This window comes from Streptococcus parauberis NCFD 2020, from assembly GCF_000187935.1.
GTDB lineage: Bacteria > Bacillota > Bacilli > Lactobacillales > Streptococcaceae > Streptococcus > Streptococcus parauberis.
In genome coordinates this window covers 818,175-841,256 of sequence record NZ_AEUT02000001.1, presented here as the reverse complement: position 1 = coordinate 841,256, position 23,082 = coordinate 818,175, and the positions used below count along the sequence as shown (strand labels likewise).

The window sequence follows — 23,082 nt, the reverse complement described above, 5'->3', positions numbered from 1 at the left end:
TATGGGAGATAAACCCATATCTTTTAGAGATAAGGATGGCAACTTCGTTTCAGCAGCTGATGTTTGGAATGCTGAAAAACTAGAAGAACTTTTCAACCAACTTAATCCCAATCGACGTTTACGTTTAGAGCGGGAAAAACTAGAAAAAAAGAATGAAGCTTAAAGCTCATTCTTTTTTTCTATTGCCAACAATTGTAGTCGGTGAATTCTTAGCCAGTTCATATAGGTGTATATATCACTTATTAGGAATGTCGCAAAGCAGATGACTAAAGCATAATGACTGCTATCTGATTGCGCTTCAAACAGCCATAAGGCAATTAAGATTATATCATTTAAACAATAAGCTAAAGCAAAATTAGGACTTCTCTTATAAGTAAGAAAGGTACCAGCAAAAGCAGTCGCTATGGAAAGCGTTGAAACCAGTAAAAATGGTGTATGAAATATTCCTAAAATATAATAGAATATGACAGTAATCAGAACGGTTAGAAGAAATAATAAATAGTAATCCTTAACTTTGACTTGACTGATTGTAACTTGTGCCTTTTTTCCTTGGAAAGGATGACTCAGCCAGGACAAAAGTGAAAATACAGCCATAGGTAGAGTTAGACAACTATAGGTAATCAGCTCACTATAGTAGTTATTTCGTAGGGCTAGGTAGGCATAAATCACAGCAAAAATAATAATTAATCCCTGACCAATAGGATTACCTTTGGCTGAAAAAATTAAGGAAGTAATTCCGATCATTGAAGCTAAGATAGCTAAAGGCTCTTGATTACCAAAATAGATTGATGTACTAAGAATAGCCAAGATTGAAAATAACCACAATGACCATTCAGTAATAGTGAAATAACGTAATGTTTTCATGTACTAATTCAAACACAGACGAGACTATCTGTCAATAGCTTGGGCTAATAAATCATTATCAGTTAATTGAAAAATAGAGAAACCTGTTTCATTAATAAAATAGGCATCATGGGAAACAGAAATGATTGCACCAGGATAATCCATAAATAATTGGCGAACTAAAGGTTGACTTGTCGGTGAAAAATGTCTAGTTGGTTCATCCAAAATTAATAGATTATTTTTATCTAATACCATTTTTGCTAAAAACAGTTTAGCCCTTTGACCACCAGATAACTGACCTAAACCATGCTTGATTTCCTCCCTCGTGAATTGCAAACTAGCCAAAATCGATTTGATATCCTCAAGAGGGTAATCGTCTAAAAATTCCAGGGGACTTTGCTCAGGATTTAAAAGCTCTTCATAGTTTTGTGGCATATAGCCAATCGACAAAGTCGGATCAGCTTGTAGGGTTTCAAGGATATATTTTAATAACTTGGTTTTACCAATTCCATTTAGACCAGTAATGACGACCTTGTCTTGTCCTTTAACCAAGAAAGAGATGACCTGACCACTAATCAAGACTTGATCCTGCAAGTGCAAGATAGTTCGCTGCTTGGCCAAGCGAGGAATATCCGTGAAGAATAAGTTAAGACTATCCATTTCCAGGGGTGCTTTGGTCAACTGATTATGATCTTTTGCTAACCGACTTTCCTGTGATTTAAGAGCTTTCATTTTTTTAGCTAATAAGCGTCCAGCAGTAGAATCTTTTGTATGTTCAAGTTGATGTTGTACCCTTTCATGGACGCGTTTAAAGCGAGCTTCCTTCTTGTCAAACTCTTCTTTTTCCTTATTGGCTAATTGACTCTGTTTCTCAAAAGCTGCTAGCCTATTTGTGATATAGTCGGAATAGTTGGTTTTTGAGAAATGATATGATGCAACAGTTCGCTTTTTGACTAATTCAAGATGAAGTATTGCTGTTGCGCAAGCTTCTAACAAAGCCTGATCATGAGAAATAAAAATAATAGTCAGTGGACTTGTCTTGATAAATTGCGCTAGCCATTCTGAAGAGGTCAAGTCCAAATCAGCCGAAGGTTCATCTAAGAGAAGAAGGTCAGGGCCATGTGCTAAGAGCTTCATCAATTGAAGCTTGAGTCGTTCGCCACCTGATAAATCCTTCATTTTCAACTGATCATTTTCTAAATGATCAGTCTTAAAGTTGAGTTGGTTTGCAAGTTGGTAGAAATGATTGAAGTCAAACATATCATAATCTAAATCCTGATAAAGAAATTCTGAAGGACTTAGGTTGAGGACACTTTTTTCAAGACTTTGTGGTAAGTAGGCTAGTTTTTTAAATTGGTTAGTAATTTGACCTTCTATATCTAAATATGATGAAATCAAGTTAGGTTGATAAATAGCTTGTAGTAGACTAGATTTTCCAGTACCTTCCTCACCGATGATTCCTAATTTTTCACCTGTTGATAATGTAAAGCTTAGCTTATCTGTCAATTTACTTAAATCATTTTGATGGGTTAATGTAACATTTATTATTTGTAGCATATAGTCTCCTTTTTTGTGAGTAATCTATTAAAAAGAAGAGAAAAAACTTTCTACCCTAGCAAGTAGAAAGTCAAGAAGATACAAATAAATAAACTACCAAAAAAGACGTAGTTTGAGATATAGAGCACACTAAAAAACTAAAGACTTGATAAGGCTATCTTCTTTTAGTTTTTTAGTTATCCATTGCTCTTTGTACCTCCGAGTTGTAATTACTTGTATGATAGCATCAAAAAGAATGCCTGTCAAATTTAAATTAGAAAACATTAACAAAATAATACAAAAAAGATTGGTAATGGCGTTGCGCCCCTCCAATCTTTTTTGTTTATACATTAAGAACTTTATCTAAAAATTCAATGAGGCGAGGATGTTTTGGATTATCAAAGATATCCTCTGGTCGACCATCCTCTAGGAATTGACCACCGTCAGTAAAGATAACACGATTTGCTACTTGGCGGGCAAATCCCATTTCATGGGTAACGATTAACATAGTCATGCCTTGCTCAGCTAAGTCACGCATAACATTGAGAACGTCACCAACCATTTCCGGGTCAAGTGCAGAAGTAGGTTCATCAAACAACATAATATCTGGATTCATTGCTAAACTACGGGCAATTGCCACACGTTGTTTTTGACCTCCAGATAAACTACCAGGATAAGCATCGGCTTTGTCCGATAAACCAACTTTTTCTAGTAGTTCTTTACCATGTTGTCTAGCAACTTCTTTCGTTTCTTTACCAAGCTCAACTGGTGCAAACATAATATTTTCAAGTACAGTCATATGTGGGAAAAGATTGAAATGTTGGAAAACCATACCGATATTTTCACGAGCTTTATCAATGTTGGTGTGTGGATCTGATAATTCAAAACCATCTACAACAACTTTACCTGAAGTAATTGATTCTAGTAAGTTTAGGGTACGAAGGAAAGTTGATTTTCCTGAGCCAGAAGGACCAATGATACAAACGACATCCCCTTCATAGAATTTAGCATCAATTCCTTTTAATACTTCATTTTGTCCAAAATATTTATGTAAATCTTGAACATCAATTTTTAATTCTGCCATTATTTAAACCTCTTTTCCAAACGTTTTGCAAGTCTAGTAAGGAAAGTAATCATGATTAAGTAAATGATTGCTAAAATAGCATACATACGGAATGATTGATAGTTCCTTGCAATGATAATTTTACCAGTTTGGAATAATTCAACTAGACCGATTGCTGAAACGATAGTTGTATCTTTTAAAGAAATAACAAACTGATTGATAAAGTTGGGCAACATCACTTTAATTGCTTGAGGAAGGATAACTTTACGCATTGTAATTTTATAAGGGATACCAAGACTTCGACTGGCTTCCATTTGTCCTAATGGAACTGCCTCAATTCCACCACGAACAATCTCAGCAATATAAGCACCACCATTTAAGGAAAGGGCAATAGTAGCAGCTAAGAAATCATTAATTGGTGATTGATGACCTGTCATGCTTTCAATCAGGTTAGGTATACCCCAGAAAATAAATGCTGCAACAATCATTAATGGAACACCACGAACCACATCAACAAATATAGAAGAAATGATACGTAATGCTTTACTTGGAGCAACTGCCATCATCCCAAAGATTAATCCAATTATCATGGCAATCGCAAATGAGATAAGTGTTAAACTTAGAGTTGTCCATAGACCACTTAGTAATTGATTATAGTTATTTGACACTAAGCCACTCATTGTTGACTCATCAGCACCTTTATTAGCCATTTTTTTATCATCTTCAGAAGCTAAATAATTGTTAACAATCTTATCATATTGACCTGTTTTTTTCAGTTTAGCAAGACCATTGTTAAACATTTCTATTAGTTCTGGGTTAGTTCCTTTTTTAACGGCAAAACCATACTCTCCAGAAGGTTCTCCATTAATAGGTGTATCAAACTTACGGCCTTGTTGAATTGAATACTTAAGGATAGCTTCATCATCCATTAGAGCTTTGATTGAGCCTGAATTTAAACTATCGTACATTGAAGAAGCCTCATCAAATGCTTTTAGTTTAAAATTATATTTATCCTTAATTTTGTCTAGGAAATCATATGATGCAGTCCCTTTTTTAGCACCTACAGTAGTTCCTTTTAAGTCTTTGTAAGCTTTGATAGAATTTCCTGATTTAACACCAAGCAAGATATTAGATGTATAGTAAGAATCTGAGAAATCAAAAATTTCTTTGCGAGTATCAGTTATAGACATCCCAGCAATCGCTGCATCAGCTTGACCAGATTGGACAGCATTTAAAGCCGCATCAAATCCTGGATTTGAAACTTCAATTTTAAATCCTTGTTGTTTGGCAATTGCTTTAATTAAGTCCATATCGATTCCGACGTATTTGCCTTTACCATTTTGGAATTCAAATGGTGCAAATGAAGAATCGGCAACAATTTTATATGTTTCTTTAACAGGTTTTGCTTTGTTATTTGCATCTCCAGTAGATGTTAAAGTTGTACTAACTTCTTTACCTAGCCATTTATCCATGATCTTTTGGTAAGTTCCGTCAGCCTTCATCTCTTTCAAAGCAGTGTTGAAATCATTAATCAAGTAATCATATTTGCTACCTTTTTTAATAGAGAAGCCAAAGCTACCAATAGCTTCACCGTCCATATTTATAGCTAAATCTTGATTTTGATTAATTGCAAATTGAATGACAGGTTGATCATCCATTACAGCTTGCACAGAACCTGTTGCTAAGCTATTATACATTAAATCACCTGTATCAAAAGTTTTTACCTTAAAGCCATATTTATCTTTGTTTTGATCTAAAAATGTTTGCGAAGCTGTTCCATTTTTTACACCAACTGTTTTGCCTTTTAATTGACTGTACTTACTAATTGGATGTGCTTTTTTTGTTGCAATAACTATTTTTGTATCATAATATGGGTCAGAAAAATTAAACACTTTTTGACGTTCTTCAGTAATTGTTGTTCCGGCCATTAGAGCATCAGCTTGACCTGACTGAACAGCATTTACTGCAGCATCAAAACCTGGATAGGTCATTTTATAGTCCCAATTTTGACGTTTTGCTACTTCATTAATAATATCAACATCAATTCCTTTATAGACCTGATCGGAATCTTTGTATTCAAATGGTGCATAGGCAGTGTCTGAAACGATTTTAATGGTTTCAGCGCTAGCAATTCCCCCAAACAAAAGTGTTGTGGATAGGATTGCCAGCATAAAGACTTTTAATTTGTTCTTCATACATGTCTCCTTTTAAAATATTTGTTAATTATATCAGAATATTTTGAAGATAGCAAGAAAATCGATGCCTCATGTTAGAAAACCTAACATCGATAGAATTAGTTTTAGAAATTAGCATTTTATTCTTCCTATGTTAAAATAGGACTAAGGAATAAAAAGAGGACAAAAAATGATTGATAAACGAATTGATAAACCATTTCACTTGGTTTCTAAATATCAACCTTCTGGGGATCAACCACAAGCTATAGAAGAGCTGGTTGATAATATTGAAGGTGGTGAAAAGGCCCAGATTTTGCTTGGTGCGACTGGTACTGGTAAGACTTTTACGATGAGTCAAGTTATAAACAGAGTGAACAAACCCACGCTTGTTATAGCCCATAATAAAACTTTAGCGGGCCAATTGTATGGTGAATTTAAAGAGTTTTTCCCTGATAATGCTGTTGAGTATTTTGTATCTTACTATGATTATTATCAACCGGAAGCCTATGTACCTTCTAGTGATACCTATATTGAAAAAGATTCTTCGGTCAATGATGAAATTGATAAGCTTCGCCATTCTGCCACATCTTCTTTGTTAGAACGAAATGATGTTATTGTAGTTGCTTCAGTATCATGTATTTATGGTTTGGGATCACCCAAAGAGTATGCAGATTCTGCCGTCTCTCTAAGACCTGGTCAAGAAATCTCACGTGATCAATTATTAAACCAATTAGTTGATATTCAATTTGAACGCAACGACATTGATTTCCAACGGGGCCGGTTCCGTGTTCGAGGCGATGTTGTTGAAGTCTTTCCGGCTTCTCGCGACGAGCATGCCTTTCGTGTTGAATTCTTTGGGGACGAAATTGATCGAATCAGAGAGATTGAAAGTCTCACAGGCAAGATACTTGGCGAAGTTGACCACCTAGTGCTCTTCCCAGCCACCCACTTTGTGACTAATGATGAACACATGGAGACCTCGATAGCAAAAATTCAAGCAGAACTGGAAGAGCAACTTAAGTTGTTTGAAAGTGAAGGGAAGCTTTTAGAAGCGCAGCGATTAAAACAAAGAACAGAATATGACATTGAAATGCTCCGAGAAATGGGGTATACAAATGGTGTCGAGAATTATTCGCGTCATATGGATGGTCGTGCTGCTGGTGAGCCGCCTTATACCCTGCTTGACTTTTTCCCTGAAGATTTCATGATTATGATTGATGAAAGTCACATGACTATGGGTCAAATCAAAGGGATGTACAATGGTGACCAAGCCCGTAAGAAAATGCTAGTAGATTATGGTTTTAGACTTCCTTCTGCGCTTGATAATCGTCCTTTACGTCGTGAGGAATTTGAAAGTCATGTTCATCAGATTGTCTATGTATCTGCCACTCCAGGCGACTACGAGATGGAACAGACAGATACAATCATTGAGCAAATTATCCGTCCAACTGGACTGTTAGATCCAGAAGTCGAAATTCGTCCTTCAATGGGACAAATGGATGATTTACTTGGTGAAATTAATACGCGAGCTGAAAAGGGTGAGAGAACCTTTATTACAACCTTAACTAAAAAGATGGCAGAAGATTTAACAGACTATCTTAAAGAGATGGGGGTTAAGGTCAAGTATATGCATAGTGATATTAAAACACTAGAACGAACAGAGATTATTCGTGATCTTCGTTTAGGGGTATTTGATGTCTTAATTGGAATTAACTTATTGCGTGAAGGAATTGACGTTCCAGAAGTAAGTTTAGTTGCTATTTTAGATGCTGATAAAGAAGGTTTCTTACGAAATGAACGGGGTCTGATTCAGACTATTGGTCGTGCAGCTCGTAACTCCGAAGGACATGTTATTATGTATGCTGATAAAATGACTGAATCTATGCGGAAAGCTATTGATGAAACTGCTCGTCGTCGTCAAATCCAGATTGACTATAACACAGAACATGACATTACGCCAAAAACAATTAAAAAAGAAATTCGTGATTTAATTGGTATCAGTAAAGGCAAAGGTGCTGATGTAGAAGAAACAAGTCCTGACTATACTGCAATGAACAAATCAGAACGTAAAGAAGCCATTAAGAAATTGCAAAAACAAATGCATGAAGCAGCCGAAATGCTTGATTTCGAATTGGCGGCCCAAATTCGTGATATTGTCATTGAATTAAAAACAATGGATTAACCTTAAAAAAGCTAAAATAAATTAGCTTTTTTTATTTGTTCTCTTTTATTAAGTAATTTTTAAGGATGTTAGCGTAAAACTGATTTTAAAAAAAGGTTATACCAGTTTGTTTTCAACATATTATTACAATAATTTTCTATTTAATAATATAAATTTTATCTTGCTCTAATCATTAAATTAAGGTAAAATTTTTCTAGTACCTAGACTTGAATGAGGTAATGAATGAATCAAGAAATGAACAAAAAAATGAGAGATTGTCTAATTTTCTTAGGTAAGATAGTTCTCTATTATTTTATATTTATGCTATTAGTTTACTTTTTTGCCTATGCCGGTCATGGTCAAGGAAGTTTTATTTACAATGAATTTTAGGAGAAGATGATGATTACAAATATGATTGAACAAATAGAACACTTTGCATCTGTCTCCGGTGACAGCTTTGTTTACGATTGTTTGGGAAAGAAAAACACATATTCAGAATTGAAACAACATTCTGATAGCATTGCCTCACATATAGACAGTTTAAATTTGGAGGAAAAGTCTCCTGTTTTAGTCTTTGGAGCACAGTCTTATGATATGCTAGCAACCTTTGTTTGTTTAACTAAATCTGGTCATGCCTATATACCGGTAGATGTTCATTCAGCTATAGATAGAATAGATGACATCATTGATGTTGCTAATCCTAGCTTGATCATCGCAATTGAAGATTTTCCTCTAGAGAATATTTCTTGTCCAATTATTGATTTTGCAGAAATTGATAAGATTAAAGCAAATAAAGTAAGCTACCAGCTTGATCATTGTGTTGTAGGAGATGATAACTACTATATTATATTTACTTCAGGGACAACTGGTAAACCTAAAGGTGTACAAATTTCACATAATAACCTGCTTAGCTATACCAATTGGATGATTACAGATAAATCTTTTAATATAAATCAAAAACCACAGATGTTAGCTCAGGCACCCTATTCATTTGACTTATCTGTTATGCATTGGGCACCAGCTTTGGCTCTGGGAGGAACTTTGTTTGCCTTACCTAAGGAAATTTTAGGTGACTATAAATTATTATTCAAAACAATTACTAATTTGCCGATAGAAATCTGGACGTCAACACCGTCATTTGTCGATATGGCAATGCTTAGTGAAGATTTTTGTCAGGAAAAATTACAGCAACTGACCCATTTCTATTTTGATGGAGAAGAATTGACTGTCGCGACAGCAAAGAAATTATTTGAACGTTTTCCAAATGCTCAAATTATTAATGCTTATGGTCCGACAGAAGCAACAGTAGCTTTGTCCGCTATTCAAATTACAAAAGAAATGACTGAAACACTGACTCGACTACCTATTGGTTATCCAAAATCAGATTCACCAACTTTTATTGTTGATGAGGAGTTAAATATTTTAGAACCGGGTAAACAAGGGGAAATTATTGTTACAGGTCCAGCGGTTTCTAAAGGTTACTTAAACAACCCTGAAAAAACAGCTGAAGCTTTCTTTACCTTTAACGATCAACAAGCTTATCATACAGGCGACCTAGGACAATTAACAGATGATAATATCCTTTTATATGGTGGGCGACTTGATTTCCAAATCAAATATAGTGGTTACCGTATTGAATTAGAGGATGTTTCTCAACAGTTAAATCAGTCTCCATTTGTTGAGGCGGCAGTAGCTGTTCCTCGCTACAATCAGCAGCATAAGGTTCAAAACTTGTTAGCTTTCATTATTGTAAAAGAAGGTGTAGCGGAGCAATTCAGCAACGAGCGTGAAATGACAAAGGCTATCAAAGAATCAGTTTCAAATAACATGATGCCCTATATGATGCCTTCTAAATTTTTCTTTAGATCAGAACTTCCTTTGACTCCTAATGGGAAGATTGATATTAAAGGGTTGATTGCTGAGGTTAATAAACAATGATAAGGTTTTTAGAATCAATTCCCTATCTGGAACCTTATGCTAACCCTCAGTACTTTCTATATTTGTTGCTCTTTTTGCTTCCCATTGTAATTGGAATTTTTAAAGGAAAAAGATTTCCAATTTATGAGCTTTTAGTCTCATTCTTATTTATTGCTTTGATGTTTGGTGAGAACAATTATTATCAATTGTTAGCTTTTATCCTTTATATGATTTGGCAGACTATCTGTGTCTTTGCCTATAAATTGTATAGAAAAGACCATAATCAAACCTTTATCTTTTATCTAGCAACTTTTTTGGTTATTTTTTCTTTGCTTTGTGTAAAAGTAGTACCAATTCTAGCTTTTGATGAAAGGCAATCACTATTTTCTTTCTTAGGTATTTCCTATTTAACCTTTAAATCAATTGGAATGATTATAGAAATGCGTGATGGTACCTTAGAGGATTTTAGCTTAGTATCCTTCCTACGCTTTATTATTTTCCTTCCAACTTTCTCTAGCGGACCTATTGACCGCTATCGTAGATTCAATGAAGATTATGAAACTATTCCAAATCAAGATGAGTATTTCAAGTTGCTGGAAAAAGCTATCAACTATATTATGTTGGGCTTCTTATATAAATTTATTATTTCTTATGTTTTAGGTAATATCTTACTACCAACTATTCAAGCTAAAGCATTAAAAACGGGTACATTCTTCAGTCTTCCAACTTTAGGAGTCATGTATGGATATGGTTTAAATCTCTTCTTTGATTTTGCTGGTTACTCCATGTTTGCGATTGCTATCTCATATATAATGGGGATTAAAACTCCAGAAAACTTCAATAAGCCATTCCTTTCTCCCAATTTAAAAGAATTTTGGAATCGTTGGCATATGTCTTTGTCATTTTGGTTTAGAGATTTTGTCTTTATGCGACTAGTTCATTTATTCTTTAAAAATAAGACCTTTAAAAATCGTAATACAACATCCAGTGTCGCTTACCTTGTGAACATGTTGGTTATGGGATTCTGGCATGGGTTTACTTGGTATTACATTGCTTACGGATTATTTCACGGGATTGGTCTTATTCTGACTGATATTTGGCTTCGAAAGAAAAAAGAAATTAACCGAAAACGTAAGAAAAAAGGCCTAAAACCATTGTTTGAAAGTCAATTGTTCCATCTTTTCTCCATTGTTTTTACTTTCCATATTGTAATGATTTCCTTATTAATTTTCTCTGGATTTCTAAATGATCTATGGTTCCCAACTATTCCAAAATAAAAAGAGGTATACAAAATGAATACATTAGAAACTGTTATTAACCTATTTGATCGTCTATTTATGGAGGACGTATCTGATATTTTAGACGAAGATTTATTTGATGCTGGCGTGTTAGATAGCTTAGGCACCGTAGAGTTAATCGTGGAACTTGAAAATATTTTTGATATTAAGGTGCCCATCTCAGAATTTGGACGTGAAGACTGGAATACTGTAAATAAAATTGTCGCAGGTGTAGAGGAACTTCAAAATGCTTAAGAAATTTTGGCATCTTTTAGGGCCAGTAATTTTAGCATTGAGCTTAGTGGTCATTACCCTATTAAGTTTTCCTTCACATCTAAAACTCTCTTTTAAACAGGAACGAGAAAATGCAGTATCCTTAACTGATAATTCCTTTAAAAATGGGGAAATAAAGACACAAGCTTTCACTGATCAAAAGAAAAATTTTGTCCCATTTTTTGGCTCTAGTGAATGGAGTCGAATGGATAGCATGCATCCTTCAGTACTAGCAAAAAAATATCATCGCAATTATATTCCCTACTTAGTTGGGAAACGTGGTACGCAAAGTTTATCACATTATTTTGGTCTCCAACATATGACGCCATATATGGAAAACAAAAAAGCAGTTTTTGTTATTTCTCCACAGTGGTTTAGTAGTCAAGGGACTGATGGTCAGGCTGTTCAAAAATATTTGTCCAATACCCAAGTTATTGATTTTATTTTACAAGCAAATCCCAAGGATGAAGAAGCTCATATTGCTGCTCAACGTTTGCTCATATTAAATCCAAGTGTTGTTTACTCAGGTTACTTAAAGAAAATCAGTAAAGGTGAACCAATCAGTCAGGTTAAACTCAGTTATCTTAAAAGTTCAGCTTATTTATCCAAGAAAGTAGAAGTACTATTTAGTCACCTGTCTTACTCAAAATCCTATCAAGATAAAATTTATCCAAGAACAAAAGGGCTACCAAAGCATTTTTCATATGAAACTTTGAATAAACTTGCTGATCGTCGTGGACAGATAGCAACTTCAAACAATCCATTCAAAATTAGCAATACATTTTTTACTGGTCGTATAGCTAAGAATATGAAACGTTTAAAAGGCTTTCAATCTAAAGAATCCTATATTATTTCTCCAGAGTATACCGATTTTCAATTAGTATTGTCACAGTTTGCTAAGAAAAATATAGATGTAATGTTTGTTGTTACGCCTGTTAATAAAGAGTGGGCTGCTTATACAGGTTTAGATTTACAAAAATATCAAGACGCAGTTCAAAAGATAAAATTCCAATTACAGGCTCAGGGTTTTAATAATATCACTGATTTAAGCCAGGATGGTGGTAAACCTTATTTTATGAATGATACAATTCATTTAGGGTGGAATGGCTGGTTAGCTTTCGATAAGCAAGTTCAACCATTTTTAGCAACACAAACCACTAAAGTAAAATATGATATTGATAGTTATTTCTATACTAAAGAATGGGCTAATTTAACTTATAAAGAAATGAAAACCAAAACGGTAAAATAGTTTTGGTTTTATTATATTCTTTAACAAATTCTACGCAATCGATTGCATAATTGAGTTGAAATATAGTATAATAGATTGATTAATATTATAGGAGGACAAGATGGCAATTCAAACGAATAAGGAATTGAGAAACAAACTCATTTATTGTGTTTACACACGTTATTTCTCAGATGAAGGAACTTTTGCAGCTGTTGAAAAAGAGTTGGATCGTATAAAAAATTTAGGGACAGATATTATTTGGTTCTTACCAATTTATCCAATTGGAAAAGTTAATCGAAAAGGTATAGCAGGGTCACCTTATGCAATTAGTGATTACCGTGCTATCAACCCTGAGTTCGGAACTATGGCTGACTTTGAACATCTAGTATCTGAAATCCATAATCGAGGAATGAAAGTGATGATCGATATTGTCTTTAATCATACCTCTCCAGATTCCCTATTAGTCCAAGAACATCCTGAATGGTTTTATCATAAAGAGGATGGAAGCTTTGGAAACAGAGTTGGAGATTGGACAGACATTATTGATTTAGATTATGCTAATAAAGACTTGTGGAATTATCAGATTGCTACGTTAACGATGTGGGCTGAAAAAGGAGTTGATGGTTTCCGTTGTGACGTTGCTCCATTAGTGCCAATGACATTTTGGAATCAAGCTCGGCAAGCTGTAAGTGAAATCAATCCAGATCACATTTGGTTATCAGAATCAATTGATTTTGGCTTCCTAAGAGAATTAAGAAACCGTAATTTGATAGCACATAGTGATTCTGAAGTTTACCAAGTATTTGATATTACCTACGATTACGATATGAGAGGATTCTTTGATAACTATCTCCAAGGAAAAATTCCATTAACTCGATATGCAGAAGCACTTAGCCAACAAGACTTAATCTTCCCAGCAAATTACATTAAGCTTCGTAATCTTGAAAATCATGATACTAAACGGATTGCCTCATTAGTTACAAATCATGAACAATTAAGACAATGGACTGCATTTGAATTCTTCCAAAAAGGCACATCACTTATCTATAATGGACAAGAAGTTTGTGACGCTGTAGAACCTAGTCTATTTGAAACAGGAACAGTTGCTTGGGATGGTCAATATAACATTTCTGACTATATAACAAAATTAGCATCCTTAAAAAAAGGTCTCTCACTTGATGCAAATTATGAAATACAAGCATCTGATGAGACTGATTCAGTTGTGATTGCCTACTTTTCAGACAAAGTTGAAACTGTGGGAGTTTTCTCATTCAAAGGCAGAACAGGTGAAACTGATCTACCTTTGGAAGATGGCAATTATATCAATCAACTGACAGATGAAACAGTAGTTGTTACTGATGGGAAAGTTGATTTAAGTCAGACCCCAATTTGGATTAGTCTTTAGGCTAGTCTCATTTTTGAGAATGGCTGCGCTAAGACCAAAATAGGATTAAATAAGAAGACAGGCTTTATCAGTCTGCTTTTTTGTTAATCTGAGCCATCCATTCCAAATGAAAAAGAAAAAAGCTATCCGAGGATAGCCTTTTTTTGATATAGCATGTCAGAATTATTTTACTGACCCACCAGTGATTCCTTCTACATAATATTTTTGCATGAACATAAATAAGAGGGTGATTGGAATTGCAATGATAACGGAACCAGCAGCGAAGGCAGTGAACCATTCGTAAATATTGATTTTCGTAATCATTGTAAATAAACCGATAGCTACAGTGTACTTGCTGGTCATGTCACCTAGAATAACTTGAGCAAAGATGAAGTCCATCCATGGCACCATGAAGGCCATCAGTGCGGTATAAACAATAATTGGTTTTGAGAGTGGCAGAGTAATTTTGAAGAAAATATCTGCGCGTGTCGCACCATCAATCATCGCTGATTCGTCTAGTGAATAAGGAACAGTGTCGAAGAATCCTTTAGCAATATAGAATCCTAAAGCTGCACCGGAAGAGTATACTAGCACAAGTGCTAATAAAGTTTGGTCAAGGTTCAAAGCTTTTAAGATGTAATAAACAGCAATCATTGACATAAAACCAGGGAACATGTTTAAGACAAGAGCAATTTTTAGGAAAGAATTGCGGTGCTTAAACTTAATCCGACTAAGTGAATAGGCCATCGCCACTGTGATAAATGTTGAAATGATGCAGGTAGCAGTCGCAACACCTAAAGTGTTTAGGAACCACCGTCCGAATGGGAATGAATCATTGGTAAATAATCGCGTATAGTTTTCAAATGTCCAGTGTCTAGGGATGAAATAATCAACATAAACACCACCTTCAGCACGGAAACTAGTTAGTACAACCCAAACGATTGGGAAGAGCCAGATGATAGCAAGAACAGTTAGAAGGATATAGACAAAAGTTAAATTAAGGTTATTTTTCTTTTTCATTATTTAACAACTCCTTCTTTGTATGATGCAGTTCTCGTATAGGCTAATAAACTAAAGACAGCTGAGATAACAAAGATTAAGATACCAATTACGGAAGCTAAGTTGTAATCTGCTGCGGAAACAGTTAATTTATATAACCAGGTTACCAAGAGGTCTGTTGAACCGGCTTGATAGTAGTTTGAGTTAACTGGATTTCCACCAGTTAAAAGATAAATAACGTTGAAGTTGTTGATATTACCAATAAATTGTTGGATCAATGTTGGTGTCATAATCAATAGGATTTGAGGGAAAGTAATTGATTTGAAGACTTGGAATTTACTTGCGCCATCAATCTCAGCAGCTTCAATTTGTTCTTGTGGTAAGTTCATGATGATACCAGAAGAAACAAGCATTGTTACTGGGATACCTACCCACATATTGACAATGATTATAGAGAATTTTGCCCAAAGTGGGTCTGTTAAGAATGGAAGGCCTGATTTGATAAGCCCCCAATTCATTAATAGTGCATTGATTGGACCTTGGTCATTTAGGAGATTTCTCATAATTAATAAAGAGATAAACTGAGGAACGGCCATTGTAATGACAAATAATGTACGCCATACTTTTTTATATTTAAGACCTTTAGTATTAATTAAAAGGGCTAAAATAATTCCAAAGAAGAAAGTAGTTACTGTAGCAAACACGGCCCAGATTAAAGTCCAAGACAATACTGGGAAGAAGGTATCTGCCATCCGTCCATTAAGGACATTCCCAAAGTTTGCTAGACCAACCCAATCAAATAGTGATTTTGGTGGCATATGTTTATGATCATAGCTGGTAAAAGCTAAACTAACCATATAAAGTAGTGGAAGTACTGTGAACAATAGAACACCAAGCATAGGAATGGCCATTAGGGTCATATGGAATCGCTCATGTGTCAAAGTCATAAAGTCTTCTTTGAAGCTTGGGATTTTTTGATTTTCTTTTTTAAGAAGATAAATTTTACGAGTACTCTTTAGGCTAGTCCAATAGATGAAAACAAAAAGTAAACAAAAAATTATTGCAGCTAAACCGAAAATGAGGATAAGCATAGAGTTATCACCATTGACAACGACTTGCATCTTAATGCCATCAATAACTTTTGTTTGTACCCCTTGAGTTTTTGTTCCAAGTGTAATAATTTTTTTCAGAGCAGGTATAATTTGTGTAAAAAAGCTAATGAGGAATAATATCTCAGTAACAAGAAATAATAATCCTTTGATGATTTGCCGGTTTAGTAAATTAGCTAGTCCCATAATTAAGAATGATAATTTAATTATTAGATTGCCTTTTGAAAAAACCTCTTTCATTGAAACTGATTCATAAGGTTGTTTATTTATCATAGTGTATCCTTTATTTATATCACTATCTCTCTCTTGATATTCCTTTATTGAAAACATAAAAGAAATACGAGGTCAGGTTTCACCTAACCTCGCACAATTAAAAGATAAATTTATTTAACTTTCGCAATATCTTTATCAAATTGTTGTAATCTCTTGAGGTAGCTTGATTCTTTAAGTTTACCATTGTAAGTATCACTTAAGATAGCAGCAGACTCAGGCCAGAATACTGACATTTGTGAAAGTTTTGGCATAACTACTGTATAGTCTGACGAAGAACCCATTTTAATAACAGCTTGAGCAAGTTCATTAGATTTTACATAGTCAGCGTTTTGAACTTCTTTATTTGAAGGAATCACACGACGATCTTCAGCTTTGAAAGAAGATTCTTGTGTTTTAGCATTTGTCATGTAAGCTGCAAGTTTGTAGCTAGCTGCGATACGTTTAGTATTTCCACCAGCAGGTGCTTGGTTAACTGCATAAAGTTTTACACCTAAGAATGCTTTTTGTTGAACGTCTTTACCACCAATGTTGATTGTTGGGTAAGTTGCAATACCAACATTTTTTTCTCCGATTGCTTCTTTAACAGCATCGTAGTTCCAAGGGCCTAACTCAACAGCATCAAATTTACCTTTACCAAATTCTGAGATAATTGAACCTGCATCAGCTTGAACAAAGTTTGGATTTGATTTTTGGGCTGAAATCCATTTAAGAGCATTAACACCAGCATCAGAACCCCAGTTCGTACCTTTAACATCTTCACCTTCAGGACCAAATAAATGAGCTCCAGCAGTCATGAAGATAGGTGCAGTATAGTATGCGTCCATTTCTTTAAAGCTACCACCGAATTTACCTTTTGAAGTAATAGTTTCATAAGATTTAACATCTTCAGCACTTAATTTAGATTTGTTGTAGTAAAGAACTAATGATTCGATACCATATGGGAATGCATAAGTTTTATCTTTATATTGAGCACCAGCAATTGCTTGGTCAGTTTGAGTAGATTTGACCTCTTTTGTATATTTTTCTGGAAGTTCTTGGATGATTCCTGATTCAACTAATTGTCCTAATTGGTCATGTGGAAGTGAAAGAACATCAGCACCCTTACTTGGGTCTTTTTTCAATGTTTCTTGAGTTTTTGAATCATCAGTTTCGATGATTTTAACTTTTACACCAGGATTTTCTTTCTCGAAGGCTTTAATAGTGCCAACGTAAGATTTTTTAGCGTTAGATCCAACCCACAATTTAACGGTAGTTTTTTTACCTGCAGCTTGAACAGTATCCTGAGAAGTACTTGTTAAAGCAAGTCCAGTTGTTAACCCTAATACTGCAGAACTAACAAGTAGCTTCTTCAAAGTAGATTTTTTCATTTTTTCTCCTCCTAGAGATGAATATTAGTTACACTCTTATTATGCAACCGTTTGCAAGAAATGTCAATAGCTTTTTTAAAATTAATAACATTTATTTGTCTGTTATGATATTTATATACTCTATTTTACTTTATATTGCAATTTACTCATAAAATTGTATAATGGAAAAAAATAGTATTAAATGAAAATAATCACGAAAAATAAATCGAAAGGAGTAATAAATGGTTACGATAAAAGATGTGGCTTTTAAGGCAGGAGTTAACCCTTCAACAGTAAGCAGAGTTTTGAAAGATAATCATTCTATTTCTCAAAAAACAAAGGATAAAGTTAGAAAGGCAATGAATGATTTAGGATATGTGCCAAATGTAGCTGCGCAAATGCTTGCCAGTGGATTGACTCAAAATATTGGTTTAGTATTTCCACCAATTACCTTTAAAGATCGGCTCAGTGAACCATTTTTTATGCAAATTCTATCGACAATTACAAATGAAGCGAAGGCTAATCACTTTACTGTCTCTATTGCAACAGGTATGACTGTTACTGATTTGGAGGAGCAGGTTAAATTGATGCATCTTCAAAAAAGAGTAGATGGCTTTATTATCCTTTATTCAGAACAAGAAGACCCAGTTAGACGATATTTAATGTCAAATAACATACCATTTGTTATTGTAGGAGCACCAGAAGGTTTTGAAAATAAGATTACATATATTGATAATGATAATCAATTAATGGCCAAGTCAGCAGTTAATTATCTTTATGAAAAAGGACATAAAAAGATTCTATTTATAACTGATGATTTACTTTCGGAAGTAGCTTCAGAACGGTATATGGGGTATCTAAAAGGTTGTATGAAATTAGGTTTGGATAATAAGACGATGTTATTATTTGATCGTAAAAATCCAGTGCTTGTTGAGAATTTGATGGAAACAATAAAAGAATTTCAGGCAACAGCACTAATTGTGATAGGAGAAATCCTTTCTGTCCGTGTAACTCAGCTCTTATCATACTATGATTTAAAAGTACCAGATGATATTTCAATTATCACATTCAATAATTCAACTTATGCAACGTTAGTCCATCCTTATCTAACTACTTTTGATATCAATGTAGAAAATTTAGGTATTGTAAGTTTTAAACAATTAATGGAAATAATCAGTTCCAAACAATCAACCCTCAGTCAAAAAATATTTGTACCATTTACACTGAAAGAAAGAGAAAGTGTACGAAATATTTCAAAATAAAAACAGCATTTACAAAGAATGTTGTTTTTTTTATTGACTTACGCAAACGGTTGCGCTATAATTTCCTTATAGTTATATATTGTGAGGAGAAATTATGAGCAAGCGAGCAAGTGGCATTTTAATGCATATCAGTTCATTACCAGGGAAATTTGGTATTGGAACATTTGGGAAATCAGCTTTCAACTTTGTTGATTTCTTAAGAGATACAAAACAATCATATTGGCAAATTCTACCATTATCAATGACAAGTTTTGGTGATTCACCTTATCAATCATTTTCTGCAGTAGCAGGAAACACACACTTTATTGATTTTGATAATTTAACAAAAGCTGGTTACCTTAGTGAAGATGACTACAAGGACGTAAATTTTGGTGATAACCCAGAATCAGTTGATTATGCTATAATCTTTAACACACGTCGTCCAATCCTCGAAACTGCTGTGAGAAACTTTATGGCTAGTAAGGATGGTCAAAAACAACTGTCAACATTCGAGAAATCAGCACAATGGGTTAGGGATTTTGCTGAATTTATGGCTATTAAAGAGTACTTTGGTAATAAAGCGTTACAAGAATGGGATGATAAATCAATCATCAAACGTGAGGAAAGTGCTCTTGAATTCTACCGTGATAAATTAGAAGAAGCGATTACTTATCATAAAGTTTGTCAATTTTTCTTTTATCAACAGTGGTTAGAATTGAAATTATATGCTAATGCCAACGGTATTGAAATTATTGGTGACATGCCGATTTATGTTTCAGCTGATAGTGTGGAAGTTTGGACTATGCCTGAACTATTTAAAGTTGATGCTGATAAAAAACCAATTTATATTGCTGGCGTACCTGCTGATGGTTTTAGCGAAGATGGTCAACTTTGGGGTAATCCTATCTATAATTGGTTAGAACATGAAAAAACTAATTTTTCATGGTGGGTTTATCGTATTAAAGAAAGCATTAAACTCTATGACAAAGTTCGTATCGACCACTTTAAAGGCTTTTCTGATTTCTGGGAAATTCCTGGAGGTGACACTACAGCAAGAAATGGCCACTGGGAATCTGCTCCTGGTCTAGCTTTATTTGAAACTGTTCGTGATGAACTAGGAGATCTACCAATCATTGCCGAAAACCTAGGTTATATCGACGAAAGAGCGGAAAAACTCTTGAAAGCTACTGGCTTTCCAGGTATGAAAATTCTTCAATTTGGTTTATTTGATCATATCAGCCAAAGCTTTGATTTACCTCATAATTATGATACTAATTGTATTGTCTATACAGGTACTCATGATAATGAAGTAGTTAATGGTTGGTATGAAAATATGACTGTGAAACAAGCACGTTTCGCAGAAGCTTATATTAGTCGTGCAGCAGATGAAACTATTACAGAAGCAATGTTAAGAACTATTTTTGCATCTGTTGGAGATACAGCAATCTTATGTATGCAAGATTTGCTTGACAAAGAAGCTGACAGCCGAATGAACATTCCAAATACACTTGGAGGAAACTGGCAATGGCGGATGTTAGAAGAAGATTTAACTGAAGCTCATAAAGAATATCTTATCCATTTAACTGACCTTTATGGAAGAGCAAATGCTAATAAAGAAAAATAATTGAAAGAGGAATACATGAACACTTTTACAACTTATGCGGAATCTAATCTAGGGAAGTCACTTGCGGAAGCAAGTAATAAAGAACTTTATATTTCACTTTTAAATTTCGTTAAAGAAGAAGCAAGTGGAAAATCAAAGAATACTGCTAAACGCAAAGTTTACTATATATCTGCAGAATTTTTAATTGGTAAATTATTATCAAATAACCTTATTAATCTTGGAATTTATCAAGAGGTCAAGGAAGAACTTTCTTCTGTTGGTAAGTCTATAGCTGAAATTGAAGATGAAGAGCTTGAACCTTCTTTAGGTAATGGTGGTTTAGGTCGCCTAGCATCATGTTTTATTGATTCAATGTCAAGTCTTGGGATTAACGGCGAAGGTGTTGGTTTAAATTATCACTGTGGACTTTTTAAACAAGTTTTCAATCATAATGAACAAGAAGCAGAACCAAACTTTTGGATTGAAAAAGATTCATGGTTAGTTCCAACTGAGATTTCATATGATGTACCATTTAAAAATTTCACTTTGAAATCACGTCTGGATCGAATTGATGTCCTTGGATATAAACGCGATACAAAGAATTATCTGAATTTATTTGATATTGATGGTATTGATTATGGATTAATCAAGGATGGTATTTCATTTGATAAAACTGAAATTGCAAAAAACTTAACACTATTCCTTTATCCAGATGATTCGGACAAAAATGGCGAGTTATTACGTATTTACCAACAATACTTTATGGTCTCAAATGCGGCTCAGTTATTAATTGATGAAGCCATCCAACGTGGTTCAAATCTTCTTGATTTGCCTGAATATGCTTATGTACAAATCAATGATACTCATCCTTCAATGGTCATTCCTGAGTTAATCCGCTTATTAACTGAAAAGTATGACATGACATTTGAAGTTGCAGTGTCAATTGTGAAACAAATGGTTGGATATACAAACCATACAATCTTAGCAGAAGCCTTAGAAAAATGGCCTTTGGAATACTTAAATGAAGTAGTTCCTCACTTGGTAACAATCATTGAGAAATTAAATGATTTAATTGCATCAGAAAATAATGATTCTTCTGTTCAGATTATTGACCAAGAAGGTCGTGTACATATGGCTCATATGGATATTCACTTTGCAACAAGCGTTAATGGCGTGGCTGCATTGCATACAGAAATTCTTAAAAACAGTGAATTGAAAGCTTTCTATCAATTATACCCAGAGAAATTTAACAATAAAACAAATGGTATTACTTTCCGTCGCTGGTTAGAATTTGCTAACCAGGATTTGGCTGCTTATATCAAAGATTTAATTGGAGATGACTATCTCACTGATGCAAGTAAACTTGAAAAATTATTAGCTTTTGCTGATGATAAAGAAGTTCATGCAAAATTAGCAGAGATAAAATTTAATAATAAATTAGCCTTGAAACGTTATTTGAAGGAAAATAAAGGTATTGAATTAGATGAAAACTCTATTATCGATACACAGATTAAACGTTTCCATGAATACAAACGTCAACAAATGAATGCTCTTTATGTCATTCATAAATATTTGGAAATCAAAAAGGGCAACCTACCTAAACGCAAAATTACTGTTATTTTTGGTGGTAAAGCAGCCCCAGCTTATGTTATTGCACAAGATATAATTCATTTAATTCTTTGTCTTTCAGAATTGATTAATAATGACCCAGAAGTTAGTCCTTTCTTAAATGTTCACCTAGTTGAAAACTATAATGTTACTGTGGCAGAGCATCTTATTCCTGCAACTGATATTTCAGAACAGATTTCATTAGCCTCTAAAGAAGCTTCTGGAACAGGTAATATGAAATTTATGTTAAATGGAGCATTAACACTTGGTACAATGGATGGTGCTAATGTTGAAATTGCGGAATTAGCTGGTGTGGATAATATTTATACTTTTGGTAAAGATTCTGATACTATTATCAATCTTTATGCTGATGGTGGATATGTTCCAAAATCTTACTACGATGCTCATCCTCAAATCAAAGATGCGGTTAACTTTATTATTAGCCCTGAAATGATGCAACTTGGTAATGGCGAACGCTTGGCTCGCTTATATAAAGAACTTGTTGTTAAAGATTGGTTTATGACATTAATTGACTTAGTTGAATATATTGAAGTTAAAGAAAAAATGATTAACGATTATGAAGATCAGGACCTATGGATGACTAAAGTTGTGAACAATATTGGTAAAGCTGGATTTTTCTCATCAGACAGAACAATTGAACAATATAACCAAGAAATTTGGCATTCAGAAAATTAAAAAATATAAAGGTTGGAAATTTTCCAACCTTTATTTATTTGTTTGATATAATATTATTGTGAGGTATCGAATATGAGAGACAATCATTTACACACTTATTTTTCTTACGATTCAACTGCAGCTTTCGAAGATTATTTAAAAGTATCTGATGGTGAAATTATAACAACTGAACATTTTGACATGTCGAATCCTGAAACTAGTAGAGATGATGTTCCAGATTATGACAATTATTCAAGAACAATTGATGATTTGAACCAAAAATATGACAATCGACTAAAAAAAGGGATTGAAATTGGTTACTACCAACCCCGTGAAGCTGAAATTATAAATTTTTTATAAGAAAAGCAACTA

The 23,082-nt window shown here is 34.0% G+C and carries 18 protein-coding genes and 1 pseudogene; 12 read left to right on the top strand and 7 right to left on the bottom strand.

Annotated features, from left to right (window positions below):
* Position 1 precedes the first annotated feature (1 nt).
* Positions 2-163 carry a hypothetical protein gene (locus SPB_RS11220; RefSeq protein ID WP_003104302.1) on the top strand — a complete coding sequence of 54 codons (162 nt, stop codon included), beginning with the start codon at positions 2-4 and terminating at the stop codon, positions 161-163.
* On the opposite strand, the gene pnuC is transcribed toward SPB_RS11220, so the two are convergent.
* From pnuC to SPB_RS04215, 4 genes are all read right to left on the bottom strand, one after another.
* A complete protein-coding gene (gene pnuC, locus SPB_RS04235; protein WP_003102691.1) occupies positions 160-864 on the bottom strand; it encodes a nicotinamide riboside transporter PnuC in 705 nt (234 codons plus the stop codon). The genes SPB_RS11220 and pnuC overlap by 4 nt on opposite strands.
* A gap of 24 nt (positions 865-888) precedes the next feature.
* Positions 889-2,400 (bottom strand): ATP-binding cassette domain-containing protein, encoded by a 1,512-nt coding sequence (locus SPB_RS04230; protein ID WP_003103160.1) that lies wholly within the window; start codon positions 2,398-2,400, stop codon positions 889-891.
* A gap of 322 nt (positions 2,401-2,722) precedes the next feature.
* On the bottom strand, positions 2,723-3,463 hold the full coding sequence (locus SPB_RS04220) for an amino acid ABC transporter ATP-binding protein (protein ID WP_003104537.1): 741 nt from the start codon (positions 3,461-3,463) through the stop codon (positions 2,723-2,725).
* A complete protein-coding gene (locus SPB_RS04215) occupies positions 3,463-5,637 on the bottom strand; it encodes an ABC transporter substrate-binding protein/permease (protein WP_003103441.1) in 2,175 nt (724 codons plus the stop codon). Before SPB_RS04215 ends, SPB_RS04220 begins: the two co-directional genes overlap by 1 nt.
* Positions 5,638-5,806: 169 nt before the next feature.
* Here SPB_RS04215 and uvrB point away from each other — a divergent pair, with 169 nt between their 5' ends.
* The 7 genes from uvrB (at position 5,807) to SPB_RS04180 (ending at position 13,877) form a co-directional block, all read left to right on the top strand.
* Positions 5,807-7,798 carry an excinuclease ABC subunit UvrB gene (gene uvrB, locus SPB_RS04210; protein ID WP_003103061.1) on the top strand — a complete coding sequence of 664 codons (1,992 nt, stop codon included), beginning with the start codon at positions 5,807-5,809 and terminating at the stop codon, positions 7,796-7,798.
* Between the two features lie 234 nt (positions 7,799-8,032).
* Positions 8,033-8,167: a teichoic acid D-Ala incorporation-associated protein DltX gene (locus tag SPB_RS04205; RefSeq protein WP_037619614.1), complete on the top strand. Its 135-nt coding sequence runs from the start codon at positions 8,033-8,035 to the stop codon at positions 8,165-8,167.
* 9 nt (positions 8,168-8,176) lie between these two features.
* Entirely contained in the window at positions 8,177-9,715 is a 1,539-nt protein-coding gene (gene dltA, locus SPB_RS04200; protein WP_003104819.1) for a D-alanine--poly(phosphoribitol) ligase subunit DltA, read from the top strand.
* Positions 9,712-10,971 carry a D-alanyl-lipoteichoic acid biosynthesis protein DltB gene (gene dltB, locus SPB_RS04195; RefSeq protein ID WP_003105628.1) on the top strand — a complete coding sequence of 420 codons (1,260 nt, stop codon included), beginning with the start codon at positions 9,712-9,714 and terminating at the stop codon, positions 10,969-10,971. The genes dltA and dltB overlap by 4 nt, the downstream gene beginning before the upstream one ends.
* Before the next feature lie 15 nt (positions 10,972-10,986).
* Complete coding sequence (dltC, locus tag SPB_RS04190; RefSeq protein ID WP_003104265.1) at positions 10,987-11,226, top strand: D-alanine--poly(phosphoribitol) ligase subunit DltC; 240 nt, start codon at positions 10,987-10,989, stop codon at positions 11,224-11,226.
* A complete protein-coding gene (dltD, locus tag SPB_RS04185; protein ID WP_003103357.1) occupies positions 11,219-12,493 on the top strand; it encodes a D-alanyl-lipoteichoic acid biosynthesis protein DltD in 1,275 nt (424 codons plus the stop codon). Before dltC ends, dltD begins: the two co-directional genes overlap by 8 nt.
* 100 nt (positions 12,494-12,593) lie before the next feature.
* A complete protein-coding gene (locus SPB_RS04180; RefSeq protein ID WP_003103120.1) occupies positions 12,594-13,877 on the top strand; it encodes an alpha-amylase family glycosyl hydrolase in 1,284 nt (427 codons plus the stop codon).
* 162 nt (positions 13,878-14,039) lie between these two features.
* On the opposite strand, the gene SPB_RS04175 is transcribed toward SPB_RS04180, so the two are convergent.
* The 3 genes from SPB_RS04175 to SPB_RS04165 form a co-directional block, all read right to left on the bottom strand.
* Positions 14,040-14,876: a sugar ABC transporter permease gene (locus SPB_RS04175; RefSeq protein WP_003106005.1), complete on the bottom strand. Its 837-nt coding sequence runs from the start codon at positions 14,874-14,876 to the stop codon at positions 14,040-14,042.
* On the bottom strand, positions 14,876-16,237 hold the full coding sequence (locus SPB_RS04170) for a carbohydrate ABC transporter permease (RefSeq protein ID WP_003104634.1): 1,362 nt from the start codon (positions 16,235-16,237) through the stop codon (positions 14,876-14,878). The genes SPB_RS04175 and SPB_RS04170 overlap by 1 nt, the downstream gene beginning before the upstream one ends.
* A gap of 110 nt (positions 16,238-16,347) precedes the next feature.
* On the bottom strand, positions 16,348-17,604 hold the full coding sequence (locus tag SPB_RS04165) for an extracellular solute-binding protein (RefSeq protein WP_003103989.1): 1,257 nt from the start codon (positions 17,602-17,604) through the stop codon (positions 16,348-16,350).
* Positions 17,605-17,825: 221 nt separating this feature from the next.
* On the opposite strand from SPB_RS04165, the gene SPB_RS04160 reads away from it, so the two are divergent.
* The 4 genes and pseudogenes from SPB_RS04160 to SPB_RS04145 form a co-directional block, all read left to right on the top strand.
* Complete coding sequence (locus SPB_RS04160; RefSeq protein WP_003104360.1) at positions 17,826-18,845, top strand: LacI family DNA-binding transcriptional regulator; 1,020 nt, start codon at positions 17,826-17,828, stop codon at positions 18,843-18,845.
* Positions 18,846-18,939: 94 nt separating this feature from the next.
* Positions 18,940-20,448, top strand: a complete 1,509-nt coding sequence (malQ, locus tag SPB_RS04155) for a 4-alpha-glucanotransferase (RefSeq protein ID WP_003103752.1) — start codon at positions 18,940-18,942, stop codon at positions 20,446-20,448.
* A 15-nt stretch (positions 20,449-20,463) separates the two neighbouring features.
* Positions 20,464-22,731: a glycogen/starch/alpha-glucan family phosphorylase gene (glgP, locus tag SPB_RS04150; protein WP_003103394.1), complete on the top strand. Its 2,268-nt coding sequence runs from the start codon at positions 20,464-20,466 to the stop codon at positions 22,729-22,731.
* 72 nt (positions 22,732-22,803) lie between these two features.
* Positions 22,804-23,067: pseudogene (locus SPB_RS04145) on the top strand (PHP domain-containing protein); the annotation flags it as partial.
* Positions 23,068-23,082 lie beyond the last annotated feature (15 nt).

Coding starts and splice junctions, on each gene's coding strand:
- SPB_RS04180 (WP_003103120.1), top strand. CDS start 12,594: ATGGCAATTCAAACGAATAAGGAATTGAGAAACAAACTCATTTATTGT.
- SPB_RS04230 (WP_003103160.1), bottom strand. CDS start 2,400: ATGCTACAAATAATAAATGTTACATTAACCCATCAAAATGATTTAAGT.
- dltB (WP_003105628.1), top strand. CDS start 9,712: ATGATAAGGTTTTTAGAATCAATTCCCTATCTGGAACCTTATGCTAAC.
- dltA (WP_003104819.1), top strand. CDS start 8,177: ATGATTACAAATATGATTGAACAAATAGAACACTTTGCATCTGTCTCC.
- uvrB (WP_003103061.1), top strand. CDS start 5,807: ATGATTGATAAACGAATTGATAAACCATTTCACTTGGTTTCTAAATAT.
- SPB_RS04215 (WP_003103441.1), bottom strand. CDS start 5,637: ATGAAGAACAAATTAAAAGTCTTTATGCTGGCAATCCTATCCACAACA.
- dltD (WP_003103357.1), top strand. CDS start 11,219: ATGCTTAAGAAATTTTGGCATCTTTTAGGGCCAGTAATTTTAGCATTG.
- SPB_RS04165 (WP_003103989.1), bottom strand. CDS start 17,604: ATGAAAAAATCTACTTTGAAGAAGCTACTTGTTAGTTCTGCAGTATTA.
- SPB_RS04175 (WP_003106005.1), bottom strand. CDS start 14,876: ATGAAAAAGAAAAATAACCTTAATTTAACTTTTGTCTATATCCTTCTA.
- SPB_RS04220 (WP_003104537.1), bottom strand. CDS start 3,463: ATGGCAGAATTAAAAATTGATGTTCAAGATTTACATAAATATTTTGGA.
- pnuC (WP_003102691.1), bottom strand. CDS start 864: ATGAAAACATTACGTTATTTCACTATTACTGAATGGTCATTGTGGTTA.
- SPB_RS04170 (WP_003104634.1), bottom strand. CDS start 16,237: ATGATAAATAAACAACCTTATGAATCAGTTTCAATGAAAGAGGTTTTT.
- malQ (WP_003103752.1), top strand. CDS start 18,940: ATGAGCAAGCGAGCAAGTGGCATTTTAATGCATATCAGTTCATTACCA.
- glgP (WP_003103394.1), top strand. CDS start 20,464: ATGAACACTTTTACAACTTATGCGGAATCTAATCTAGGGAAGTCACTT.
- SPB_RS11220 (WP_003104302.1), top strand. CDS start 2: ATGGGAGATAAACCCATATCTTTTAGAGATAAGGATGGCAACTTCGTT.
- SPB_RS04160 (WP_003104360.1), top strand. CDS start 17,826: ATGGTTACGATAAAAGATGTGGCTTTTAAGGCAGGAGTTAACCCTTCA.
- SPB_RS04205 (WP_037619614.1), top strand. CDS start 8,033: ATGAACAAAAAAATGAGAGATTGTCTAATTTTCTTAGGTAAGATAGTT.
- dltC (WP_003104265.1), top strand. CDS start 10,987: ATGAATACATTAGAAACTGTTATTAACCTATTTGATCGTCTATTTATG.